At 47.4% G+C, this 20,823-nt stretch carries 22 protein-coding genes; 15 read left to right on the top strand and 7 right to left on the bottom strand.

The window, feature by feature from the left end:
* Positions 1–119: 119 nt before the first annotated feature.
* Positions 120–1,394: a T9SS type A sorting domain-containing protein gene (locus EOO50_RS13650; protein ID WP_290840833.1), complete on the bottom strand. Its 1,275-nt coding sequence runs from the start codon at positions 1,392–1,394 to the stop codon at positions 120–122.
* Positions 1,394–2,035, bottom strand: coding sequence for a protein-L-isoaspartate(D-aspartate) O-methyltransferase (locus EOO50_RS13655; RefSeq protein ID WP_290840834.1), 642 nt, complete (start codon positions 2,033–2,035; stop codon positions 1,394–1,396). Before EOO50_RS13655 ends, EOO50_RS13650 begins: the two co-directional genes overlap by 1 nt.
* Before the next feature lie 355 nt (positions 2,036–2,390).
* On the opposite strand from EOO50_RS13655, the gene EOO50_RS13660 reads away from it, so the two are divergent.
* The 15 genes from EOO50_RS13660 to EOO50_RS13730 all read left to right on the top strand — a co-directional run bounded on the left by EOO50_RS13660 (position 2,391) and on the right by EOO50_RS13730 (position 14,168).
* Positions 2,391–3,353 carry a Gfo/Idh/MocA family oxidoreductase gene (locus EOO50_RS13660; RefSeq protein WP_290840835.1) on the top strand — a complete coding sequence of 321 codons (963 nt, stop codon included), beginning with the start codon at positions 2,391–2,393 and terminating at the stop codon, positions 3,351–3,353.
* Positions 3,354–3,416: 63 nt separating this feature from the next.
* Positions 3,417–3,794 carry a hypothetical protein gene (locus EOO50_RS13665; protein ID WP_290840836.1) on the top strand — a complete coding sequence of 126 codons (378 nt, stop codon included), beginning with the start codon at positions 3,417–3,419 and terminating at the stop codon, positions 3,792–3,794.
* Between the two features lie 58 nt (positions 3,795–3,852).
* On the top strand, positions 3,853–4,740 hold the full coding sequence (locus tag EOO50_RS13670) for a 3-hydroxybutyryl-CoA dehydrogenase (RefSeq protein WP_290840837.1): 888 nt from the start codon (positions 3,853–3,855) through the stop codon (positions 4,738–4,740).
* Positions 4,741–4,843: 103 nt separating this feature from the next.
* A complete protein-coding gene (locus EOO50_RS13675; protein ID WP_290840838.1) occupies positions 4,844–6,079 on the top strand; it encodes a DUF1015 domain-containing protein in 1,236 nt (411 codons plus the stop codon).
* Complete coding sequence (locus tag EOO50_RS13680) at positions 6,076–6,564, top strand: hypothetical protein (protein WP_290840839.1); 489 nt, start codon at positions 6,076–6,078, stop codon at positions 6,562–6,564. Before EOO50_RS13675 ends, EOO50_RS13680 begins: the two co-directional genes overlap by 4 nt.
* On the top strand, positions 6,548–7,210 hold the full coding sequence (locus EOO50_RS13685; RefSeq protein WP_290840840.1) for a YggS family pyridoxal phosphate-dependent enzyme: 663 nt from the start codon (positions 6,548–6,550) through the stop codon (positions 7,208–7,210). The genes EOO50_RS13680 and EOO50_RS13685 overlap by 17 nt, the downstream gene beginning before the upstream one ends.
* A 118-nt stretch (positions 7,211–7,328) precedes the next feature.
* The gene (locus EOO50_RS13690; RefSeq protein ID WP_290840841.1) at positions 7,329–8,690 is read left to right on the top strand and encodes an exonuclease domain-containing protein; all 1,362 of its coding nucleotides are present in this window, start codon (positions 7,329–7,331) and stop codon (positions 8,688–8,690) included.
* Between the two features lie 21 nt (positions 8,691–8,711).
* Positions 8,712–9,533 (top strand): ion transporter, encoded by an 822-nt coding sequence (locus tag EOO50_RS13695; RefSeq protein ID WP_290840842.1) that lies wholly within the window; start codon positions 8,712–8,714, stop codon positions 9,531–9,533.
* On the top strand, positions 9,530–10,438 hold the full coding sequence (gene miaA, locus EOO50_RS13700) for a tRNA (adenosine(37)-N6)-dimethylallyltransferase MiaA (protein WP_290840843.1): 909 nt from the start codon (positions 9,530–9,532) through the stop codon (positions 10,436–10,438). Before EOO50_RS13695 ends, miaA begins: the two co-directional genes overlap by 4 nt.
* Before the next feature lie 92 nt (positions 10,439–10,530).
* Positions 10,531–11,187: an Ig-like domain-containing protein gene (locus tag EOO50_RS13705; RefSeq protein WP_290840844.1), complete on the top strand. Its 657-nt coding sequence runs from the start codon at positions 10,531–10,533 to the stop codon at positions 11,185–11,187.
* 1 nt (position 11,188) lies between these two features.
* Positions 11,189–11,791, top strand: a complete 603-nt coding sequence (locus tag EOO50_RS13710) for a hypothetical protein (protein WP_290840845.1) — start codon at positions 11,189–11,191, stop codon at positions 11,789–11,791.
* 9 nt (positions 11,792–11,800) lie between these two features.
* Positions 11,801–12,430, top strand: coding sequence for a hypothetical protein (locus tag EOO50_RS13715; RefSeq protein WP_290840846.1), 630 nt, complete (start codon positions 11,801–11,803; stop codon positions 12,428–12,430).
* A gap of 6 nt (positions 12,431–12,436) precedes the next feature.
* A complete protein-coding gene (locus tag EOO50_RS13720; protein ID WP_290840847.1) occupies positions 12,437–13,036 on the top strand; it encodes a hypothetical protein in 600 nt (199 codons plus the stop codon).
* Positions 13,037–13,047: 11 nt separating this feature from the next.
* The gene (locus EOO50_RS13725; protein ID WP_290840848.1) at positions 13,048–13,788 is read left to right on the top strand and encodes an acyl-ACP thioesterase domain-containing protein; all 741 of its coding nucleotides are present in this window, start codon (positions 13,048–13,050) and stop codon (positions 13,786–13,788) included.
* Complete coding sequence (locus EOO50_RS13730) at positions 13,785–14,168, top strand: hypothetical protein (protein ID WP_290840849.1); 384 nt, start codon at positions 13,785–13,787, stop codon at positions 14,166–14,168. Before EOO50_RS13725 ends, EOO50_RS13730 begins: the two co-directional genes overlap by 4 nt.
* A 217-nt stretch (positions 14,169–14,385) precedes the next feature.
* Here the strand turns inward: EOO50_RS13730 and EOO50_RS13735 are convergent, their stop codons facing one another.
* From EOO50_RS13735 to EOO50_RS13755, 5 genes are all read right to left on the bottom strand, one after another.
* Positions 14,386–15,099: a response regulator transcription factor gene (locus tag EOO50_RS13735; protein ID WP_290840850.1), complete on the bottom strand. Its 714-nt coding sequence runs from the start codon at positions 15,097–15,099 to the stop codon at positions 14,386–14,388.
* 9 nt (positions 15,100–15,108) lie between these two features.
* Positions 15,109–16,689: a HAMP domain-containing sensor histidine kinase gene (locus EOO50_RS13740; RefSeq protein ID WP_290840859.1), complete on the bottom strand. Its 1,581-nt coding sequence runs from the start codon at positions 16,687–16,689 to the stop codon at positions 15,109–15,111.
* Between the two features lie 72 nt (positions 16,690–16,761).
* Positions 16,762–17,346: a dephospho-CoA kinase gene (gene coaE, locus EOO50_RS13745; RefSeq protein ID WP_290840851.1), complete on the bottom strand. Its 585-nt coding sequence runs from the start codon at positions 17,344–17,346 to the stop codon at positions 16,762–16,764.
* Positions 17,343–18,341 (bottom strand): glycosyltransferase, encoded by a 999-nt coding sequence (locus tag EOO50_RS13750; protein ID WP_290840860.1) that lies wholly within the window; start codon positions 18,339–18,341, stop codon positions 17,343–17,345. The genes coaE and EOO50_RS13750 overlap by 4 nt, the downstream gene beginning before the upstream one ends.
* Before the next feature lie 82 nt (positions 18,342–18,423).
* Positions 18,424–20,823, bottom strand: a complete 2,400-nt coding sequence (locus EOO50_RS13755) for a T9SS type A sorting domain-containing protein (protein ID WP_290840852.1) — start codon at positions 20,821–20,823, stop codon at positions 18,424–18,426.

A 20,823-nucleotide genomic window follows, 5' to 3' on the forward strand; every position in this document is an offset into this window, starting at 1 on the left:
ATAGGAAAATTTGAAAATTTGAATTTTTTTAGTTTAGCGTTTTTCATCAATAAATTGATTTGCGCAACGCTTAACTTCCCTCAACTATCTTAATTGTTCAAAAATCTATCTTTAAAAAACTAAATTTTCACCAGCTTCTTCGAATACAGTGTTTTTCCAATTTCGATTTTTATCAGATATATCCCAGAATGTAAATTGCTCGCATCAACCTCTCCAAACGAAACGGTTTCCAAAACCAATTTCCCCATCAAGTCATACATCTTAACGTTAGCGTTTTCAGCATTTTCCAATCGAATGAAATCACGAAACGGATTCGGGCTGACCGTAATTCTTTTTTGTTGGAATTCGTCCGAAGCCAAACTGCAATCGGGCGCGCTTCCCGAAACCATGTTCAAAACGCCGCTTGCTACCGACCAATTCTCCCAACTTCCGCCAAAAATATTCGCGCTGTCCCAATCGGAAACATTAAAATAATTCACGCCCGTCATCGTTCCCGGAACTTTGTAGGCTTTGATCGCCTGCGCCCCGTAATTCCACGTCAGAGGCGAATTCGGCTCGCAAACTTCGACGGCGGTCGTATTTTGACAATTCGATTGCAGGAAATACGCAAATTCCTCATAGTTTGGATAATCACCATAAACGCGCGCTTTTCCCGCAGCATCGATGCAAACCGCGACATATTCATTGCACGCGATTCCGTTGAAGTTTTCGCCATAATCGGTTTTGAGTCGCGCGAGAAAAGCCGAATGACGCCCGCGTCGGTCCGGATCGTCATAATGCGTGTCGGTAATCGTGTTCTGCATCATCGGAACATTCACAAAATCGTTGTGTCCGAACGTCATATACGGATTGTACGGATTCGAAAGCGCCTCGGCCGATGTGACCGAACCGTTCTGGGCTGAAAAATACGTACCGCCCAAAATTGCCATACCTGCGCTCGTTCCGCCAATCGGGGCTTGCTTTACGTTTATGTGATCGTTGATCAAATCTTCAAGCGCGTTGTCCTTGAAATACGAAACGTAATTCCATTGGTCGCCGCCCGCGAACCAAATCAGTTCGGCTTTCGAGACTTTGTCGAGAACATATGGATTCGTCGCTCCCGCAACCGACGTGATTACCAGTGTTTCCACCGAATTGACATTCACGCCAAGCTCCGAATACAAATAATCGTTATAACCGTCGCTTCCCGACGACCGCAGTACCACGACATCGCCACCATTCGCCTTTTGAAGAAGCCATATCATAGCGTTGTCGTGTTCCGTCGCGCCGCCCATCATGCAGACGCCGTATTCGGGAGTCGTCGTGATATTCGCCAGGTTGCCCGTGAAATAACTCGTGTAGCCTTGTGCGAAAAATGTTGCGGGAAAAAGTAGGAAGAGTAGTTTTCTGACCATCAGTTTTTGTTTTCCAATAAAGGTACGAAACGGAACTCGCCGAATTCGTGTTTTTCAAACTGTGTTTCGTTTTTGCGGATCAGCATCGTCATGATCTGATGCGGATCGCCAAGCGGAATCACGAGCCTGCCTCCTACTTTGAGTTGCGACATCAATGCGGGCGGGATGATCGGCGCGCCGGCGGTCACGATGATGCTGTCGAAAGGCGCGTAATTCGGCAGGCCTTTGTAACCGTCGCCGAACGATAGATGTTTGGGCCTGATGCCGAGTTTCGGGAGCAACTGCGATGTCGTCTTGAAGAGTTCATTCTGGCGTTCCACGCTAAAGACTTTCGCGCCCATCGTACACAAAACGGCGGTCTGGTAACCCGAACCCGTTCCGATCTCGAGGATCTTATCGTCTTTTTTCACCTGCAGCAATTGCGACTGGAACGCAACGGTGTACGGTTGTGAAATGGTTTGTCCCGCGCCTATCGGGAACGCCTTGTCCTGATACGCGAAATCGGCGAAACTCGAATCGAGGAATAAATGGCGTGGAATTTTTGCGATGGCGTCGAGCACATTCTTATCGGTGATCCCTTTTTCTTTGAGAACGGAAACCAGCTGATTTCTAAGGCCTTGATGTTTGTTGGTATTGTTCAATTTTTTGGGTGGATTGGAAGTGTAAAAATACGGATGATTTGTTGATTTGTTTATTCGTTGATTTGTTTATTTGAGTACATCTCTTGCGATAATGATTTGGATGTTATTGACGCTTGATTTCTTGGGCGTTCCGGCGGTTTGGGGTTTGCGGTACAGTCATGTATAAGTTACCGCCGTCGGGCTGCCCGTTCCAATCTCTTTTTGCCGTGAATGTCTTTGCCTTGCCGCAACGATCTGCCGGCAAAAACAGGATTTCCACTCGCATCCCTAACGCGAGCATCTCCGAATGACAACCCTGAAACTTTAAACCCTAAACTTTAAACTTTTCCTTATTTTTGTTCAAAATACGAACCACATGCTTAAAGTTGGAGTTTTGGGTGCCGGCCATCTCGGCAAAATCCATTTGCGACTGTTGCAACAATCTGAGAAATACGAACTCGTCGGATTTTATGACGAAAACCCCGAATATGCCCAGAAAATCGCGGCCGAATTTGGTTACAAGCGCTTCACCACAATCGCCACATTGATCCACGCGGTTGACGTGATCGACATCGTCACGCCTACGCTTTCGCACTATAAATGCGCGCGTGTCGCGATCAAGTCGGGCAAACACGTATTCATCGAAAAACCGATTTCGAACACGATCGAGGAAGCCGAGGAAATCATCGCGCTCGCCAACGAATACAACGTCAAAGGGCAGGTCGGACACGTAGAACGGTTCAATCCCGCGTTCATCGCGACGAAGGACATGATCGAGAATCCGATGTTCATCGAAACGCACCGTCTCGCCGAGTTCAACCCGCGCGGCACCGACGTTCCCGTGGTTCTGGATTTGATGATCCACGACATCGACGTTATTTTGAGCGTCGTGAAATCGCCTGTGAAAGCGGTTCATGCGAGCGGCGTCGCGGTAATTTCAGACACGGCCGACATCGTCAATGCCCGCCTCGAATTCGAAAGCGGTTGCGTCGCGAATTTGACCGCGAGCCGGATTTCGTTGAAAAATATGCGCAAGTCGCGTTTCTTCCAGAAAGACGCATACATCTCGGTCGATTTCCTTGAAAAGAAATGTGAGGTCGTGAAAATGAAGGACGCGCCTGAAAATCCTGGAGATTTCGACATGATCTTGCAGAATGCCGAGGGCGTCAAAAAACAAATCTATTTCAAGAATCCCGACATCAGCGCGAACAACGCCATTCTTGACGAACTCGAGACTTTCGCCGACGCGATCAACAATAACACGACTCCGGTCGTGACGCTTGAAGATGGGACTGACGCGTTGAAAGTTGCGTATCGGATTATTGAGTGTTTCAGATAGTTCAATTTGTTTAGAGTTTAGAGTTAGCCTAAAAATACTTGATCACGGTCTAAATCATATGACATGAAAAAATTTTCGATCACTAAAATCAAATATTTTGCTTGCGCATATTTCGCGCTTCTGGGATTGGCGACACTTGCATTGTCGGCTTCAACATCGACGTTATACCTAAAACGCGACTTGCTCATCATGCTAGCTTTGGCTTTGCCGATGCTCATCAATAAACGTATTTTTCATTTAATGTACGGGTTGCTTTCGGCGATGATAACGTTGACGATGTTGTTGGTCTACACCTTTAGCAACAATCCGTGGCAGATTGATATTTCAATTTCGATGTTTGTTTCGGGATTATTCATTTTTGCGCTGGCATTCGTTGCATCGCTTGCGTTGGTCTACGTGGGAACGTATTCCAAAACCAAAAATACTTTCACATTGATCTAAAAAATTTTTCTATCCTTTCAAATAAACAAATCAACGCATAAACGCATAAACAAATAACATGAATACTATTGCAGTTATCGGCGCCGGAACCATGGGCAACGGAATCGCCCACACTTTCGCCCAAAGCGGTTTTACCGTAAAACTCATCGACGTGTCTGAAAAGGCCATCGAAAAAGGAATGATCACGATCGCGACGAACCTCGATCGCATGGTCGCGAAAGGCAGCATCACTGAAGAAGATCGCGCGAAAACCATCGCAAACCTAATCACGTATACTGACATAAAAGATGGTGTAACCGGAGTCGATCTTGTAGTCGAGGCTGCAACCGAAAACATTGAACTTAAGCTCAATATATTCCGTCAATTAAACGAAAGCTGCTCCCACGATACGATTTTGGCGACGAACACTTCTTCGATTTCGATCACACAGATCGCAGCCGTCGTGACGCATCCGGAACGCGTAATCGGGATGCACTTCATGAACCCGGTTCCGATCATGAAATTGGTCGAGATCATCCGCGGTTACAACACATCGGACGCCGTGACGAAAGCCATCATGGACATGTCCGAAAAACTCGGGAAAGTACCCGTAGAAGTTAACGATTACCCTGGATTCGTCGCAAATCGCATCCTCATGCCGATGATCAACGAATCCATAGAAACGCTCTACAATGGCGTCGCCGGGGTTTATGAGATCGATACCGTGATGAAACTCGGAATGGCGCATCCGATGGGTCCGTTGCAACTCGCCGATTTCATTGGGCTGGACGTCTGTCTCGCCATTCTGAACGTAATGTACGACGGTTTCAAAAACCCGAAATACGCACCTTGCCCTTTGCTTGTGAACATGGTTCGCGCAGGAAAACTCGGCGTGAAATCAGGTGAAGGATTTTATGATTATTCGGAGAGTAGGAAGGCTGAGAAGATTTCGAAACAGTTTGTTTGAATTAATAATGAATAATTAACAATTAATAATTGGCTCAACCTGCCACAAGTTCGACGTCGGCTACGACATTATTAATTATTCATTGTTAATTATTAACTAGAATATGCCCAAAATCATCCCATTCCGCGCCGTTCGCCCAACCCGAGATAAAGCCGGATTGGTGACCTCGCGTTCCTATGACGATTACACGGCAGCGGAACTGGCGTCCCAACTCGATTTCAACCCGTTTTCGTTTCTTCATGTATTGCATCCGGCTTTCGTAAACGTGCAGAAAAACGATCCGGCCAAACGGTTCGGACAAGTGCGCGACAAGTACAAATCGTTTCGCGACGAAGGTATTTTGAAGCAGGAAAACCAGCCGATTCTTTATTTGTACGAGCTTCGGTCGAAAGGCGCGATCTTCACGGGAATAATCGCAGGCGTTTCGATCGACGATTACAATAACGGCACGATCAAGAAGCACGAGGACACGCTCGAATATCGCGTAAAGCAATTCGAGGAATATTTGCACGTGACGGGCTTCAATACCGAACCCGTGCTTATCGCCTATCCTGAAAACGCCGAACTCGAAACCAAAATCCAAGATACGAGACGCAAACGTCCGCTGTATCATTTTGCAACACCGAACCGCGACGAACACACGCTTTGGCGCATCAAAGACGCGAGCGAAATCGATTCTCTCGTGACGTTTTTCGCAAACATGCCGAATTTATACATCGCCGACGGACATCACCGATCAGCTTCGGCGGCACTTCTTCACGAAGAACACAAAGGTTCGGGCAATGAAAACCTCGATTATTTCATGGCGTTTCTCGTGTCTGAAACCAATGTGAAGATTTACGAATACAACCGCGTCGTCGTGGACTTGAACAATCATTCGAAAGATGAATTCCTTCGGAAAGTCGGACAATATTTCGAAGTCGTCAATCGACATCAGGAACTTTGGAAACCTTCGAGAAAAGGAGAATTCGGGATGTATTTGGATGGTGATTTTTATTCGCTTGAACCCTTTGATGACGAAAGACGAATGACGAATGATGAAGGACTTGGGCGAGAGGCCGAAATCGACGCTCAGGTGTTGTACGACAACATTCTATCACCTATTCTTGGCATCGGGGATTTGAGGAACGACGGGCGAATCGAATACGTTCCGGGCGATCGTCCGCTTACGAAAATCAAAGAGTTGGTCGATTCGGGTGAATTTGAAATCGGGTTTACTTTATTTCCGATACCGTTTGGCGATATCCGGAAACTTGCCGACGCGAATGAAATCCTTCCGCCGAAAAGTACGTATATTGAGCCTAAAATCCGACGCGGATTGGTAATTTACGAGTTATGAGAAAAATCGTTTTGTTATTTCTGTTGTCGGGATTCGGCGCATTTGCCCAGGATTTAAAGGAAGCGTCGTCTGACAAGACTTCGATCATGGAAGGCCGGTTGCGCGATTTGAAACCGACTGTCGAAAAAACGCTTGAAAACGGCGCGATTCTGTCAATATGGATCTTGAAATCCGATAAAGATGCGACGTCATTTATCGCAAAAGCGACCGTAAAACAAGAAATCGCGACGCCCAAAGAAGGAATGCGCACGATCAAGGCGACATTCAATTACGCTCAAGGAAAATTGTCGGGCGTCGATTACAAGGAAACCAACGTCGTGCAGAATCCGGCTCCGTCGGTCAAGAAATTCGAGAAGATCATCGCATTTACCGATAATATCCAAACATCGCCCGCTGCCGGTTCTTTGCCCGAAATTGAAAAATTCATAGCCGATATTACTTCTGAAATCACCAAAATCCACGAATCCAATGTCAATAGCAAGTAATCTGCTCGGAATAAAGAAAGAATTACCGCAACATGTCACGCTGGTCGCGGTTTCAAAGACGAAGCCCGTCACTGATCTGATGCAGGCCTACGAGTCGGGACAGCGGATTTTCGGCGAAAACAAAATCCAGGAAATGGCCGACAAGTTCGAGGAAATGCCGAAAGACATCGAATGGCACATGATCGGGCACGTCCAAACGAACAAGGTGAAATTCATGGCGCCTTTCGTGGCACTGGTTCACGGCGTGGACAGTTTGAAACTGCTTCAGGAAATCGACAAGCAGGCTAAAAAGAACGATCGCGTGATCGATTGCTTGCTGCAGATGCATATCGCCGCCGAAGAAACGAAATTCGGACTGGACGAGAACGAACTTCTCGAATTGCTGAATTCGGACGAAATAGCCAAGCTCGAAAATATTAAAGTAAAAGGTTTGATGGGAATGGCTACATTCACTGATAACGAACAACAAATAAAAAAAGAATTTCAATATTTAAAATCAATTTTCGACCATATAAACCAACTTCCAACAGCGCAAAATTTCCAGCCTGAAATCCTTTCGATGGGAATGAGCGGCGATTTTAAGCTCGCTATTGAGTGTGGAAGTACGATGGTTCGGATTGGAAGCAGTATATTTGGCAATCGGTAATTTAAGGATTGAAAAATTTAAAGATTAAAAGATTTGTCAGCTGCTATCCGACCGACTCGCTCTTACTTTAAGTTTTTCAATTTTAAATCTTTGAATCTTTAAATTCCAAATCATTTCATTGTACGCCATACTCGACATAGAAACCACCGGAGGCCAATTCAACGAAGAAGGCATCACTGAAATCGCCATCTATCGCTACGACGGCCACGAGATTGTCGACCAGTTCATCAGCCTTGTGAATCCTGAAATTCCGATTCAGCCGTTCGTGGTGAAATTGACGGGAATCAGCAACGCGATGTTGGTTTCGGCTCCAAAATTTTTCGAGGTTGCCAAACGTATCATCGAGATCTGCGAAGGTTGCATCATCGTCGCGCACAATACCGTTTTCGATTACCGAATCCTTCGTCTCGAGTTCAAACGGCTCGGATATGATTTCGTGGCCCAGACGCTGGACACGGTCGAACTCGCCCAGAAATTGATTCCCGAAATGCCGTCGTACAGCCTCGGGAAATTGTGCCGATCGCTCGGCATCCCAATGGCCGACAGGCATCGTGCTTCAGGTGATGCGTTGGCTACGGTAAAGCTGTTCAAGATGCTGTTGGACAAAGATGTAGAAAAAACCGTAGTGACCTCGTTCATCAAGACCGAGGTTGAAAAAGGCATCGCTCCAAAACTACTCGACATCGTGGATAAGTTACCCTCGCGTTGTGGCGTTTACTATATCCATCGCGAGGACGGGAAGATCATCTATATCGGGAAAAGCCGCAATATCAAGAAACGCGTCAATCAGCATTTCACGGGCACATCGAACAAATCCAAACGCATACAGGTCGAGGTTTTCGACGTGACGTTCGAGGAAACGGGAAGCGAGCTTATCGCGCTTTTGAAGGAAAGTGAAGAAGTCAAGGTCAACAAACCCAAATACAATCGGTCGCAGACCAAGACGAACCTGCAATGGGGTCTGTACAGCCAATTCGACAAGAAAGGTTATTTGAACCTCGTCATCGAAAAATACGACCGGAACCGCAAGGAAATCACGGCTTTCAATTCGATCATCGAGGCCAAGACGACCGTCCACAGGATTACGCAACGCTACGATCTCTGCCAGAAACTCACGGGATTGGACGACACGAAAGATTATTGCCATTCGTATACGTTAAAGGCATGCGACGGTGCTTGCATCGGAGAAATCTCAATGGAAGAATACAACGCCCGCGTCGAAAAGTTCATCTCCGAATATACTTTCACGACCGAGAACATGATCGTTATCGACCGCGGCCGCAACGTGAGCGAACGCAGCGCCGTGCTTATCGAAGACGGCGTTTATAGAGGTTACGCGTTTTTCGACCTGAATTACCAAGTGAGAAACAGCGCGGTCCTACACAAGATTTTGGTTTCCATGCAGCACAACCGCGACACGACGGCCATCATCCGCATGCATTTACGACGAAATCCGAATTTAAAGATTGTGGATTTTTGAGCGATTCATTAACTTACAAGTATGAATAGCAATAAAGAAAGGCTGCGAAACCGGCTGCATACCGTCATTTACGAAGCCGACACGCCAGCGGGCAAACTCTTCGACCTCGTTTTACTTGCGCTGATCCTGATCAGTATCGCCGCGGTGATGCTCGAAAGCGTGGCTTCGATAAAATTCGTGTACGGACGCGAGCTCGCGATCATCGAATGGATCATCACAATATTCTTTACGATCGAATATATCGGGCGCGTCATCTCAGTAAACAAGCCGTGGTCGTATATTCTAAGCCTTTACGGCATCATCGATTTCCTCGCACTTATGCCCGGATATGTCGATTTGTTCTTCCCGGGATTGCACTTTTTGATTGCGCTCAGGGCATTCCGCCTTCTTCGGATCTTCAGGATTCTAAAGCTCGTGCATTTCGTCGGTGCCGGAAACCAGCTCGTCGAAGCATTGAAGCGGGCGCGAACCAAGATCTTCGTATTCCTGTTCGCCGTAATCGTGATCTGCGTGATCTTGGGAACGATCATGTATATCGTCGAAGGCGCCGAAAGCGGTTTCACGAGCATCCCGATGAGCGTCTACTGGACGATCGTCACGCTTACGACCGTCGGGTTCGGAGATATTACGCCACAAACGCCTTTGGGCCAATTCATTTCGATAATCATCATGATCCTGGGTTACGGCATTATTGCGGTTCCCACGGGATTGGTCGGCGCTCAGCTCATGAAAACCGACAAGGATTTTTCGAACAACACCCAAAAATGCCGCAACTGCAACGCCGACCATCATAGAGACGACGCCAAATTCTGCTACAATTGCGGCTATAATCTGAATCCATGAGCGACAAGAAATACCTGATTACGATCATCGGGCCGACCGCAATCGGGAAAACCGCGTTGAGCATCCGGCTCGCACACGCGTTCGATTGCGAGATCATTTCGTGCGATTCGAGGCAGTTTTTCAAGGAAATGACGATCGGTACCGCGGTTCCCGACACTGGGGAATTGGCCGCGGCGAACCATCATTTCATCCACAACAAATCGATTTTCGAGGAATATTCGGTCGGAGATTTCGAGAAAGACGCGCTTGCAAAACTCGAAGAACTTTTTGAACATCGCGATTTTGCGATCATGGTCGGTGGTTCGGGCTTGTATGTCGACGCGGTTTTGAAAGGCTTCGACGAATTCCCTGAGATCGAGGCGTCGGTTCGTGAAAGGCTCACGTCGGAATACGGGAAAAACGGGATTGTTTTCTTGCAACAGCGACTCAAGCAACTCGATCCCGATTATTTTGCGTCGGTCGACACGAACAACCCGCAACGTTTGATGCGCGCCCTCGAAGTTTGCGTCGGAACCGGAAAACCGTATTCATCGTTCCGAAAACAAAAGACAAACACGCGCAACTTCACTCCTGTCGTGATCGGTCTCGATGCGTCGCGCGAAATGATTTACGAGCGAATCAACCAACGCGTCGATATCATGATCCGCGAAGGTTTGGTCGAGGAAGCGAGAATTTTGTATCCGAACCGGAATTTGAACGCGTTGCAAACCGTGGGATATCGCGAACTTTTTGATTATTTCGACGAAAAAATAACGCTCGATTTCGCGATCTCGGAAATCAAGAAAAACACGCGACGCTTTGCGAAACGCCAGCTTACTTGGTTCAAGCGAAACGAATCGGTCACTTGGTTCGGCATCGGCCAAGATGAAGAAATCGTAAATTTCGTAAGAAATCTTGTTTTGTAGCGCAACCGATTTCGTGAATGGGTATCTTTCGGAAAATCGCTTTAATTGAATTCCATTTGTCTCTTTGAACAGTTTCACGAATGCTACACGACATGAAAAAAATAATTTTAACGCTTTGTCTGGTTGCGCTCGCTGGCTGCGGCGTCAGTTACGACGGAGAAACCCGGCTGATTTCTCAATTGCACATTACCGATTCACAAGGCAACCCTATTCCCGGTTTGACTGTGGCGGTCTATGTGAACGACGACAGCAACAGCGATTTTGAGGACAACAGCAATCCCGCGAATGGTACGACCGATGCGAACGGGAATTCACTCATCGGCTTTTTGGCTCCCGAAAAATCAGGCGGCAGGATTGAAATACTTGTCTTTGAAGACAGATACAATCCGATCAATTACGTCAATTCTGAAATTACGAACCTTCGCAAGCGGGATTTCGAAGGCTTCAGACTTCCCGTAAACGAAATCACCATGTACCGACCTGAAGAAGTCGTACAGCTTTATATTCATTTTCAGCAGGCGTCGAATACGAGGCTCGTGAGCGCCGATCTGGAAGGCGAATTCACGACGAAACGGTTCAACGGTTATTTCAACGATCCCGACAATTCGGATATCAGCATAGTCGCTAAAAGAAATCAGACCGTTTCAGTGAATTACGTAGTCGAAGACTTGAGTTCGGGACAGCAGAACCAGCAGACGACACAAATAACGATCGGTGACCAAACCGTGGAAACCGTGATAAATTACTGAAATGAAGAAATTTATACTTCTAGCCTTATTCGCTACCGCAAGTCTCGCGGCACAGGAAAAAGATTCGCTCGAGACAAATAAAGGATTTCGCGTACACGTAAGAATGCGCTTCCATGTCGCGTATCCGATCGCTTTCGGGGATAATTTTTATGGCGAAGGACACGATCCGATCATTGGATTCGGACTCAACGGAAGCTTGCTACAGGTCAGCAACCTACGGTTCGGGCTTGGCTTCGAATATGCGGTTTTCGATGTCAAGGACCAAGCTATGATCGGGACTTTCGAAAACTCGACGTTTAAAATGTATTATGTGTTCGGGGAATACGACAAGCGAATTTCTCAAAAAGTCACGCTGACTCCGGGCATCGGCGTCGGATATGCGAGCAACAGGCACGGTTCGTGGACCGAAGACTACGGACGCCAAAACGGATACGCGGTCCGCGCCGGGTTGAACACGTCGTTGCAAGTGTCGAAACACGGCTATTTTTACTTAGGCGTCCATTACATTTACGGTAATTTTACGGTCGATACCGAGGACGCTTTCGAGGATTATTATTCAAAAACGAATCAAATCCAGCTTTCGCTCGGATTTCAGATCGATTAACACTTGCATATGAGAACAGCGATCGCTTTACTATCAATCTTACTTTTGGGTTGCGACCACGACTTTGAAGGCGGCACCAGGTTCGTAACCGAAGTTACGGTCGCCCAGCAAAACGGCGCCCCGGTTCAGGATGTCGAAGTAAATCTAAGGTCGGATTTCAACGGCGGAAGCTTGATTTCGTTCGACGATACCGATTCGGAAGGTAACGTGGAATTCGTCTTCCCGAAAAGCAAAGGCGGCAATTACTCGATTTCCATCGATGAAACCGATGTCTATCTGCCGATGAAGTTCACGGACTTCCAAAACGCCGACTTCGTCAACTATACATATTCCATAAATCCGCTCGTGCTGTACCGCAAGGACGAGGCGACGATTTTGCAGATTGTTCCGAATCGTGTGTCGGACGCGAATCTACTGTCGGTCCGCGCGACTGTGGGAACCGTTCCGACCGTAATCGATTTGCATCCCGATGAAGAGAATCTACCCGACGGCGATTATTTCTTCAAGACCAGATACGACGTGTTCCAGAATGTCACCGTCGAAATCCACTATCTCGTGGAGGAAAATGGCGTGATCACGGAGCTTACGACGAATGCCGTCGTTGGGACTGAACCGGTCACGTTTTCACTTTCATATTAATCTGCGATGAAAAAAGGTATTCTTATTACGCTTATTCTTATTTGCAGCGCAACGTTATCTGCCCAAGATACGCTAAGATTGCACCCGGTTTTCAGGTTTGGTTTTGCTTTTCCTTACGCTATTGGCGATAACTCGCTTTCGAAATCGCATTACGATGGAGGCGGCTTTATACTGGAAGCACAACTTTTGGAGTATCGGTATTTTAAGTTCGGCATCGGATTCTCGAACGCGAATTTTGACGTTGATGATGTGGCGACGGTCGGAAATTTTTCATCGACAGGTTATTATTCCTTACATCCGACGGTTTCCTATGAATTCTTATTGTCGAAGCGCATATCGGTAATGCCGCAAGTTGGATACGGCGCGGGATTATTGACACAAGACAACGAAAGCGCACAGTTCGGGCACGATTTGACAGCCGGGATTTTGGTAAATTACAAATGGAATAAACGTTGGTCGTTCCTTACGGGAGCAATGTACCAGCACGGTTCGGTCGACGTCGAAACGAGATCGGAATTGGTCGATTACTACAAACAAATCAGGCTTTTCCAGTTCTACGTCGCGATCCAGTTCGATTTGAAGCCGAGACAATTTCAATCCAAATGACAAAAACGAACATGCCGATAGCACACGACTTCACTTCCTTCCATTCCATGACCCGCACGATCGATTTTACGCAATGTCTGCCGAACGGTTCGCTCAAATACACCGAATTGTGCAACGTGCTGCAAATGGCTGCGGGCGAACACGCCGATTCGGGCGGGATCAGTTTCTCAGACATGCAAAAATCTGATCAGGCTTGGGTGTTGAGCCGAATGCGCGTCGAGATTTCGGAGTTGCCCAAATGGAAAGACGAGATCACGATTTCCACTTGGATTATCAGCCTTGAAAATTCGCGATCGGTGCGCGCAATGGAAATTCACTCAGGCGCGAAAAAACTCGTGGGCTGCGAAACGTTGTGGGTCGTTTTCAACACGAAAACGCGTAGGCCCGAACCGTTGATTTTGGAACACGGCCATTTCGAGAAATATCCCGAACGATTTGCTGTGAAGGAAAGGGTTTCAAAAATCGACGCCGTCAAAAATGCTGAGAAGACTTTTGATTACAACGTCGTATTGTCGGACATCGACATCGTGAACCATGTCAATAACGTGAAATATCTCGAATGGTGCCTGGATGATTTTCCGGCCGACGATCAATTGAATGGGAAAATCAAATCGCTGGAAATGAATTTCCTGAAGGAATTGAATCTAAATGACGTCGTTGCGATCGAAACCGAATCGATTGGGAATAAAAGTTTCTACACCGTAAAAAATAACGCAAAACCTTGTTTCACCGCTGAAATCGAATTACTATGAAAGCATTAAAAATCCTGCTCGTCTTCTCGCTCGCGTTTGTGTTGCAGGGCTGTCCGGGCGATGAAGACGCCAGCACGCTTTTGTTCTACAATTATTCAGGGCAGCGGGTTTATGTAAAATACGATTTTGGCGAGACCGTTCCGCCGTTCTCGACGCCATTTTTCAGATTGGTGCAAATCGACGAGATCGTAGACAACAATGTATATGTTGAAAATTTCGGTCCTGATATCAAATTCTATTTCTTTGTCGTAAAAGAAAGTACGGTCGAGGAATTTGGCTGGGAACAAATAGAGGAACAACAATTGGTCGACAAACAATACGAATTTACGCTCGAAGAACTTAGAGAGATGGATTTTAAATTGAAGTATTACGGCGATTAGCTCCGTTTAAAGCGTAAACATTTCCCCTGTTACTTATTTTAGCCCGGATAGCAGCGGCTAGCTTTTGCGGTTCGGGCGCATTTTTTGCCGACGTTTGAGGGCGACCAAAGGAAGCCTGAAAAACGAGTTGCAAAAAAGCGGCCGAACCGTAAAACTAATAGCGGATAGCCGGAACAGCTCCAAAAAAAAATCCCCGACTTTCATCGAGGATCTTATTTTATTCAGCTTTATTTTTCACGACCAATCGGAAACCTTCTCCGTGGATGTTGAGGATTTCAACGTCTTCGTCGCGCTTGAGGTATTTTCTCAATTTGGCGATGTAGACGTCCATGCTTCGCGACGTAAAGTAATTGTCGTCTCTCCAGATTTTGGTAAGCGCCAATTCACGTGGCATCAGATCGTTTTCGTGTAACACGAGCATTTTCAGGAGTTCGTTTTCCTTTGGCGACAATTTGATCGGTTCCTCATCTTTGTAGGTAAGGAAACGCAATTTTGAGTTCAGGTGGAAATTCCCGATGACGAACTCGAATTTCACGTTGTCGTTTTTGGTGTCGGCGGCTTTGCGCTGCATGATCGCTTTGATCTTCATGAGCAAGACCTCAGAATCGAATGGCTTGTTCAGGTAATCGTCGGCCCCGACTTTGTAACCTTTCAAGACGTCTTCTTTCATCGACTTCGCAGTCAGAAAGATGATCGGCACGTCTTTGTTCTTTTCCCTGATTTCCTTGGCGAGCGTATAGCCGTCTTTGTACGGCATCATCACGTCGAGGATGCACAGGTCGTACGTATCTTTTTTAAATTTTTCGAAGCCTTCCATGCCGTTCTTGGCGAGCGTGACGTCAAAATCATTCAGTGTGAGATAATCTTTGAGGATCGCACCGAAATTCTGGTCGTCTTCTACCAATAGAATCTTCTTATTTTCAGTTTCCATAGCTATAGCTTAGTTAATTAATGGTATCTTGATTATAAAGGTGCTACCTTTTCCTTTTTCACTCTCTACAAAAATCTGACCGTTGTGGTCGTCGACGATACGCTTCACGTAAGCCAGACCGAGGCCGTGCCCTTTCACGTTGTGTATATCGCCCGTGTGCTCCCGATAGAATTTTTCGAAAATCCTTTTTTGAGCGGCTTTACCCATTCCGATACCGTTGTCCTTGACGCGGATGATGGCGAAATCCTTCACGTTTTCAGTCGTGATGTCGATCTCCGGAATTCCGGGCGTGTATTTTATCGCGTTGTCCAGGATGTTCACGATTACATTGGTAAAATGGACGTCGTTCAATAATACGGTGGAACGTTTGGCGTTGAAATGCGTCGTTATCGTTCCTTGTCTGTCTTCGATTATAAGATTCACGTGTTCGATCGCTTCCTCTAAAATCTCGTGCAGATCGTTCGACTCTTTGTTGATGTCGAGTTCCTTTTTTTCTAGTTTCGAGATGCGCAACACATTTTCGACCTGTGCGTGCATCCGTTTGTTTTCATCCCGGATCATTTGCAGATAGCGTTTCACTTTTTCCTTATCGTCGATGATCTTCGGGTTCTTGATCGCGTCAAGGGCCAGATTGATTGTGGCGATCGGTGTCTTGAACTCGTGCGTCATGTTGTTGATGAAATCGGTTTTGATCTCTGATATCTGACGCTGCTTGATAAGCTGGTTCAACGCACTCGAGTACGCGATGATGATAATGAGTGTAAATACGATTGAAAGCACCGTAATTCCTACGAGTTCCGAGAATAGGAATTTCTTCTTCTGTGGAAAACTGACCAACAACTGGTAATTGTTCCCGCCTTCATCGTTCGCGAAAATTGGAATCGAATACGTGGCATATTTGTCATACCTGAACTTGTCGGATTTTACCTTCGTCGCCAAACCATTGCTGTACACGGCGAATTCGAAAGGCGTTTTCACACCGAATTGTACAAGTTCGCCCGAGAGCAATTTACTCAACCGTTCACGCGATATACGCTGTTGCAACGGTTGTGCCGACGCGATGTCCTTGAAAAACATCTCGAACTGCGCGACCTGGAGCTCCGGCGTACTGCCCGATTTCTCGATCGTGATATCAGGCCGGATCGTTTGTCCGAGTCCCGAATTGTCGAGCCCGCTCCCATTGTATATCTCGGTTTTTCGTTTGGCGGAGAAATTCTTGAATTTCGTGCTATCTGCTAATCTGTCAAAGAACGATGGCGAATTGTAATCCTCGGCGATGATGCTGTTCGAATAGATGATCGTTTCGTTCGTGCGTTTGTCGCGCTGATAGAAAACAATGTCGAGAAAATCGCTCTTCTTGGGCAATTTTCCTGTGCTGTCCTTAAATTGTTCGTATTTACTTATGAAGCTCTGCATTTCCTGCTTATGAAGCTGTTCAGAGACGTTGCTCATGACCTGCTTAATATGGAAACGGAACTGTTCGTCGTTATTTTTAAACGAGGTATTGAACCAGTAAACCTGAACCAGGATTATCCCGATCAGTGACAAACTCATAAGAACGACGAGCAATCGGAAGAACAATTTATTCATCATTCACAAAATTAACATTTTAACATTTAGACGTTCGATACATTAACCAAACATTAACATCCGCCCTGAAAATTATAGTTTTTTCAGTGTTTTAAAGATTTTCTCAACTTGTACGCGGGTTTGCATAAGGTCGCCATTATCAATGACATAATCACTTTTGGCAATTTTTTCCTCGTCGCTCCATTGGTTTTCCATTCGACTTAAGACGTCCTGCCGACTGCTCGAATCACGTTGCATCACGCGTTCGATCTTCGTCTCGAACGGAGCCGTGACCGTGATTATTTTGTCGCAATCCTTGTACGTTCCGCTTTCGAAAAGTATGGCGGCTTCACGCAGGATGAAGTGTTGTTTGTCGTGTTGTTTGAGCCATCGATTAAAATCTTGTGCGACAGCGGGATGAACGATACCATTTAACGTATCGAGTTTTGATTTATCTGAAAATACGATGGCGGCAAGTCGTTTGCGATCGAGCCCGTCGTCGGTGAAAATTGAAGTTCCGAACGCGGTTTTCAATTGCGAAACCACGTCCCGGCTTTTCATGACTTCTTTCGCATGGACGTCGGCGATGTAAACGGGAACGTCGAGTTCGGCGAACATATTCGCGACGGTCGTCTTTCCGCTTCCAATTCCTCCCGTGAGCCCGATAATCTTTGTCATGGCGTCTTGAAGAAAAGTTCAGGAAATACTTTTTCGGGCTGCTTCTTGAGCAATCTGACCTGGACGAACGATTTTAGGAATCCTGTTCCGTATCCGTAAAATTGGATCAGTATCGCCAACACCGAATACAATCCGATCTTGACATTGTTCTGCATCGAGGAAAGCAGGAACGCGAATATGAAGTAAAACAGGTACGCGACCGCGAAGTGCAGGATCCCGAAAAATGCCAGAATGGTGGATATTGGAATCCCGAGCATGAAAATAGTCGGGAAAAAATACGTGAGTTTCGCATATTTCGGATACCAACGATCGAGTATCGGTCTGGCCTTTCCGAATTTATTGACTTGCTTGTAAAACTTTCCCCAATCGATGCGCCGTTTGTGGAAAACGTGAGCGCGTGAAAACAGACGCGTCTTGAAGCCCATTTCCCAAAGCCTGATCGACAAATCAGGATCTTCGCCGGGATGTATGTTCCCGAAACCGCCCGACGCTTCGAACGCCTTGCGCGAAATTCCCATGTTGAAACTTCGCGGCTGGAATTTGTCGAGACTCTCGGAACCGCCGCGTATCCCGCCGGTGGTCATGATCGACGTCATCGCGAAATTGATCGCTTTCTGGATGTCCGAAAACGAATCCGAAGCCGCATCGGGCCCGCCGAAGCAATCGACGTATTGTTTCTCGAGTTCGAATTCGACGGTACGCAAATACTGTTTCGGAATGATGCAATCGGAATCGAAAATCAGGAAATAGTCGCCCACGGCTTTTCGCATACCGAAGTTTCGCGAATCGCCCGGCCCCGAATTTTCCTTGAAATAATATGAGATTTGGAGTTTGCCTGAAAAACGTTCGGCCACCTCGCGACACGGGATAGAAGAACCGTCCTCGACGATCACGACTTCGAACGGCGTCCTGTAATCAGAGGCCGCGAGACTTTCAAGAAATTCCTTCATTTCGTCGGGCCTGTTGTACACGGGAACCACGACCGAGAAAAACAATTGCTTCATATGTTAACAAATATAAGCCATATAAAAACAAAAAGCCACCCGATTCGGATGGCTTTGCTAAAAGGATTTCGATTTATTCCTTTATTATTTTTACGGTTTTCGAATTGGCTCCGGCCGTGACTTTCACGAAGTAATTCCCCGATGGAAGGCTTGAAAGATCTATTTCGGCCGAGTTTACATTCGGTGTTTCGGACAACAATGTCTGCCCTAACAAGTTGATGATGCTCGCTTCAATGATCGTCTCTTCCGACGAAATCGTCAACACGTTTTTGACCGGATTCGGATATAGTTTAATTTGATTTGACGCGAAAGTCGATGTTCCCAACGACGAATCGTAAGCCGCGAACCTGAACGTTCCCGGATTGTCGTTCGCATATTCCCAAACACGCGCGAAAACGGTCGCGCCCGGCGTCAGTCCAGCCAAGTGAAGTACCGAGAATCCGTCGACTCCTTCATCGTCGCTGCAACCCAAAGCCGTCAATCCGCCGCCGCAGCTTCCCGTGTAGGCCGCCATTCCCGTGTCGTCCAACGCCGATGTCGAATCCGCTCGCGTCTCGAACGAAAGCGTGCCGCTCGCAGGAACCGTCGCGCTGAACCAGACATCGCCTCCGAATCCGAAAGCCGCACACGTCACGTTGGGTTCGCCCAACGTTTTGGTCGCGCCCATGTTCGTCGCAGTAATCGCATAATCATCGAAAACGCCTCCGACCTGGACAGTGAAAGCCGTGTTGCAATCGTCGTTCGCGATGGTTTGTTCCATCGTCGTGAACGCGAACGGCCCTGACCAATCGCTGAATCCGTCGGCGCCGCAATTGGCTTGTACATAAATATAGTAAGGAGTTTCAGGATTAAGTCCCGTAAACGTGAATGGGCTGGACACGTCGGTGAATGTCGGCGCAGTCGGCTCGCTTCCGTCCGACGATTCGACGAGATACACATTCCATGAGGTCTGCGCGCATCCTGACGACCAAGTGAAAATCCCGCTCGATGCGTTGACGCCCGTGACGGCGAGGTTGAACGGCGATTGACAGGTTTCGCCTCCTAGGATCGTGACATCGTAATCTTCAGTTTCCCCGTAACCGTAATTGGCGCAGGGATCGATTGTCCAGGAATCGGTGTTCCAAACGTTCCGGATGCGCAAACGATGTGTTCCGGGCGAAGCGTCGCACGAAAGCACGATCGTGTAAACCGCCGTTTCAAGGGAACCGATTTCGCCTTCGCTGAAACCGATGCGTTCTTCCTCGGCAAAAACAGTGTCATCGTTGTAATCGATCCAGGCCGTTGAATGTTGTGCGCCGTAGGTTCCGACGGTGACATTCAATTGGTATGAACCTCCGACGACGAGTTCGGCCGTGTAGTTCGGCTGTCCTGAAAAAAACGTGTAATATGGATTCACGGGTTCGGTTCCCGTGTTGTTTGAAAGCGTCGTTCCGGTAATCGTGACGTTTGAAATCAGGTCGCCGTCGGTCATTCCTTGCGTATAAGTCGGTGCGCAGTAGCAATCTGCAAGACTGTTGTTACTTACCAAAACCGGTTCGCTGTTGGCTGAACTCGCGCCGCAACTCACGACGCATCGGTAAAATGTATCCGAGATTTGCGTGGTCGTCAGCGTCGGCCCGTTCGCGTTTGAAATGTTTGCGAAAGTCGTTCCGTTATCAGACGATTGCCACTGGTACAGAATGCCATACGAATTCCCGGGCGTTTGAAGGCTCAACGTAAATTCGACGTTCGCGCACACTGACGCGTCCGATGTGATCGAATTTCCCGGAGTCGGCACTCCTGAACATTGCGGCTGGGGCGTGAACGTGTATTTTTTCCCGACGACATCGTTCGAAGCGGTAATGTTGTTGTTCGCCGTCGCCGATGAAACGGTAGCCGTTGCCGCGGGCGTCACGCTCAGAAACGTAGTGTCGTCGTTCAATCCGATCGAAGCCGAAAACGTATTGACCGCGTTTATCGTCGGACCGTAAATAAATTCGATGACGCCCGATGTTTCGTGCAGGCGGATTTTAAAGGAACCGAATGCGGTCGCGCTTGTTGCTCCGCCTCCGCTCGGGTTGATGTTGTTCCAGCCTATTTCAGCCACGCGATTCGGATAGCTTCCTGAAAACGCGAAACTAATCACGCCCGACGCTGCGTTGTGATCATCCCAAAAAGGCGCGATGAGCGGTCGTTGCGCGGCTGTCGTCGCCAATGTGTTTACCCAATTGGTTGCCGCTACGGGATTTCCGAGCCTGATGAAACCGTTCGTACTGATGCTGAATGTGGAATATCCCGTGCCTCCGAAAGGAAACGAGAAGCCAAACGGGATGTCGTCCTGGGTGCCGTCGTCTCCCGTAGCGGTTGATGTCGAACCTGTCACGGCCGAATACGTCTCGACAGATTGGGAAAATGTGTAGCCCGAAACGGATTGGGCCGTCAAGGTAGTTCCGAAAAATAAAAAAGCGATAAGCCCTAGCGTAGTTTTGTTCAT

Source organism: Flavobacterium sp., from assembly GCF_004211145.1.
Lineage (GTDB): Bacteria > Bacteroidota > Bacteroidia > Flavobacteriales > Flavobacteriaceae > Flavobacterium.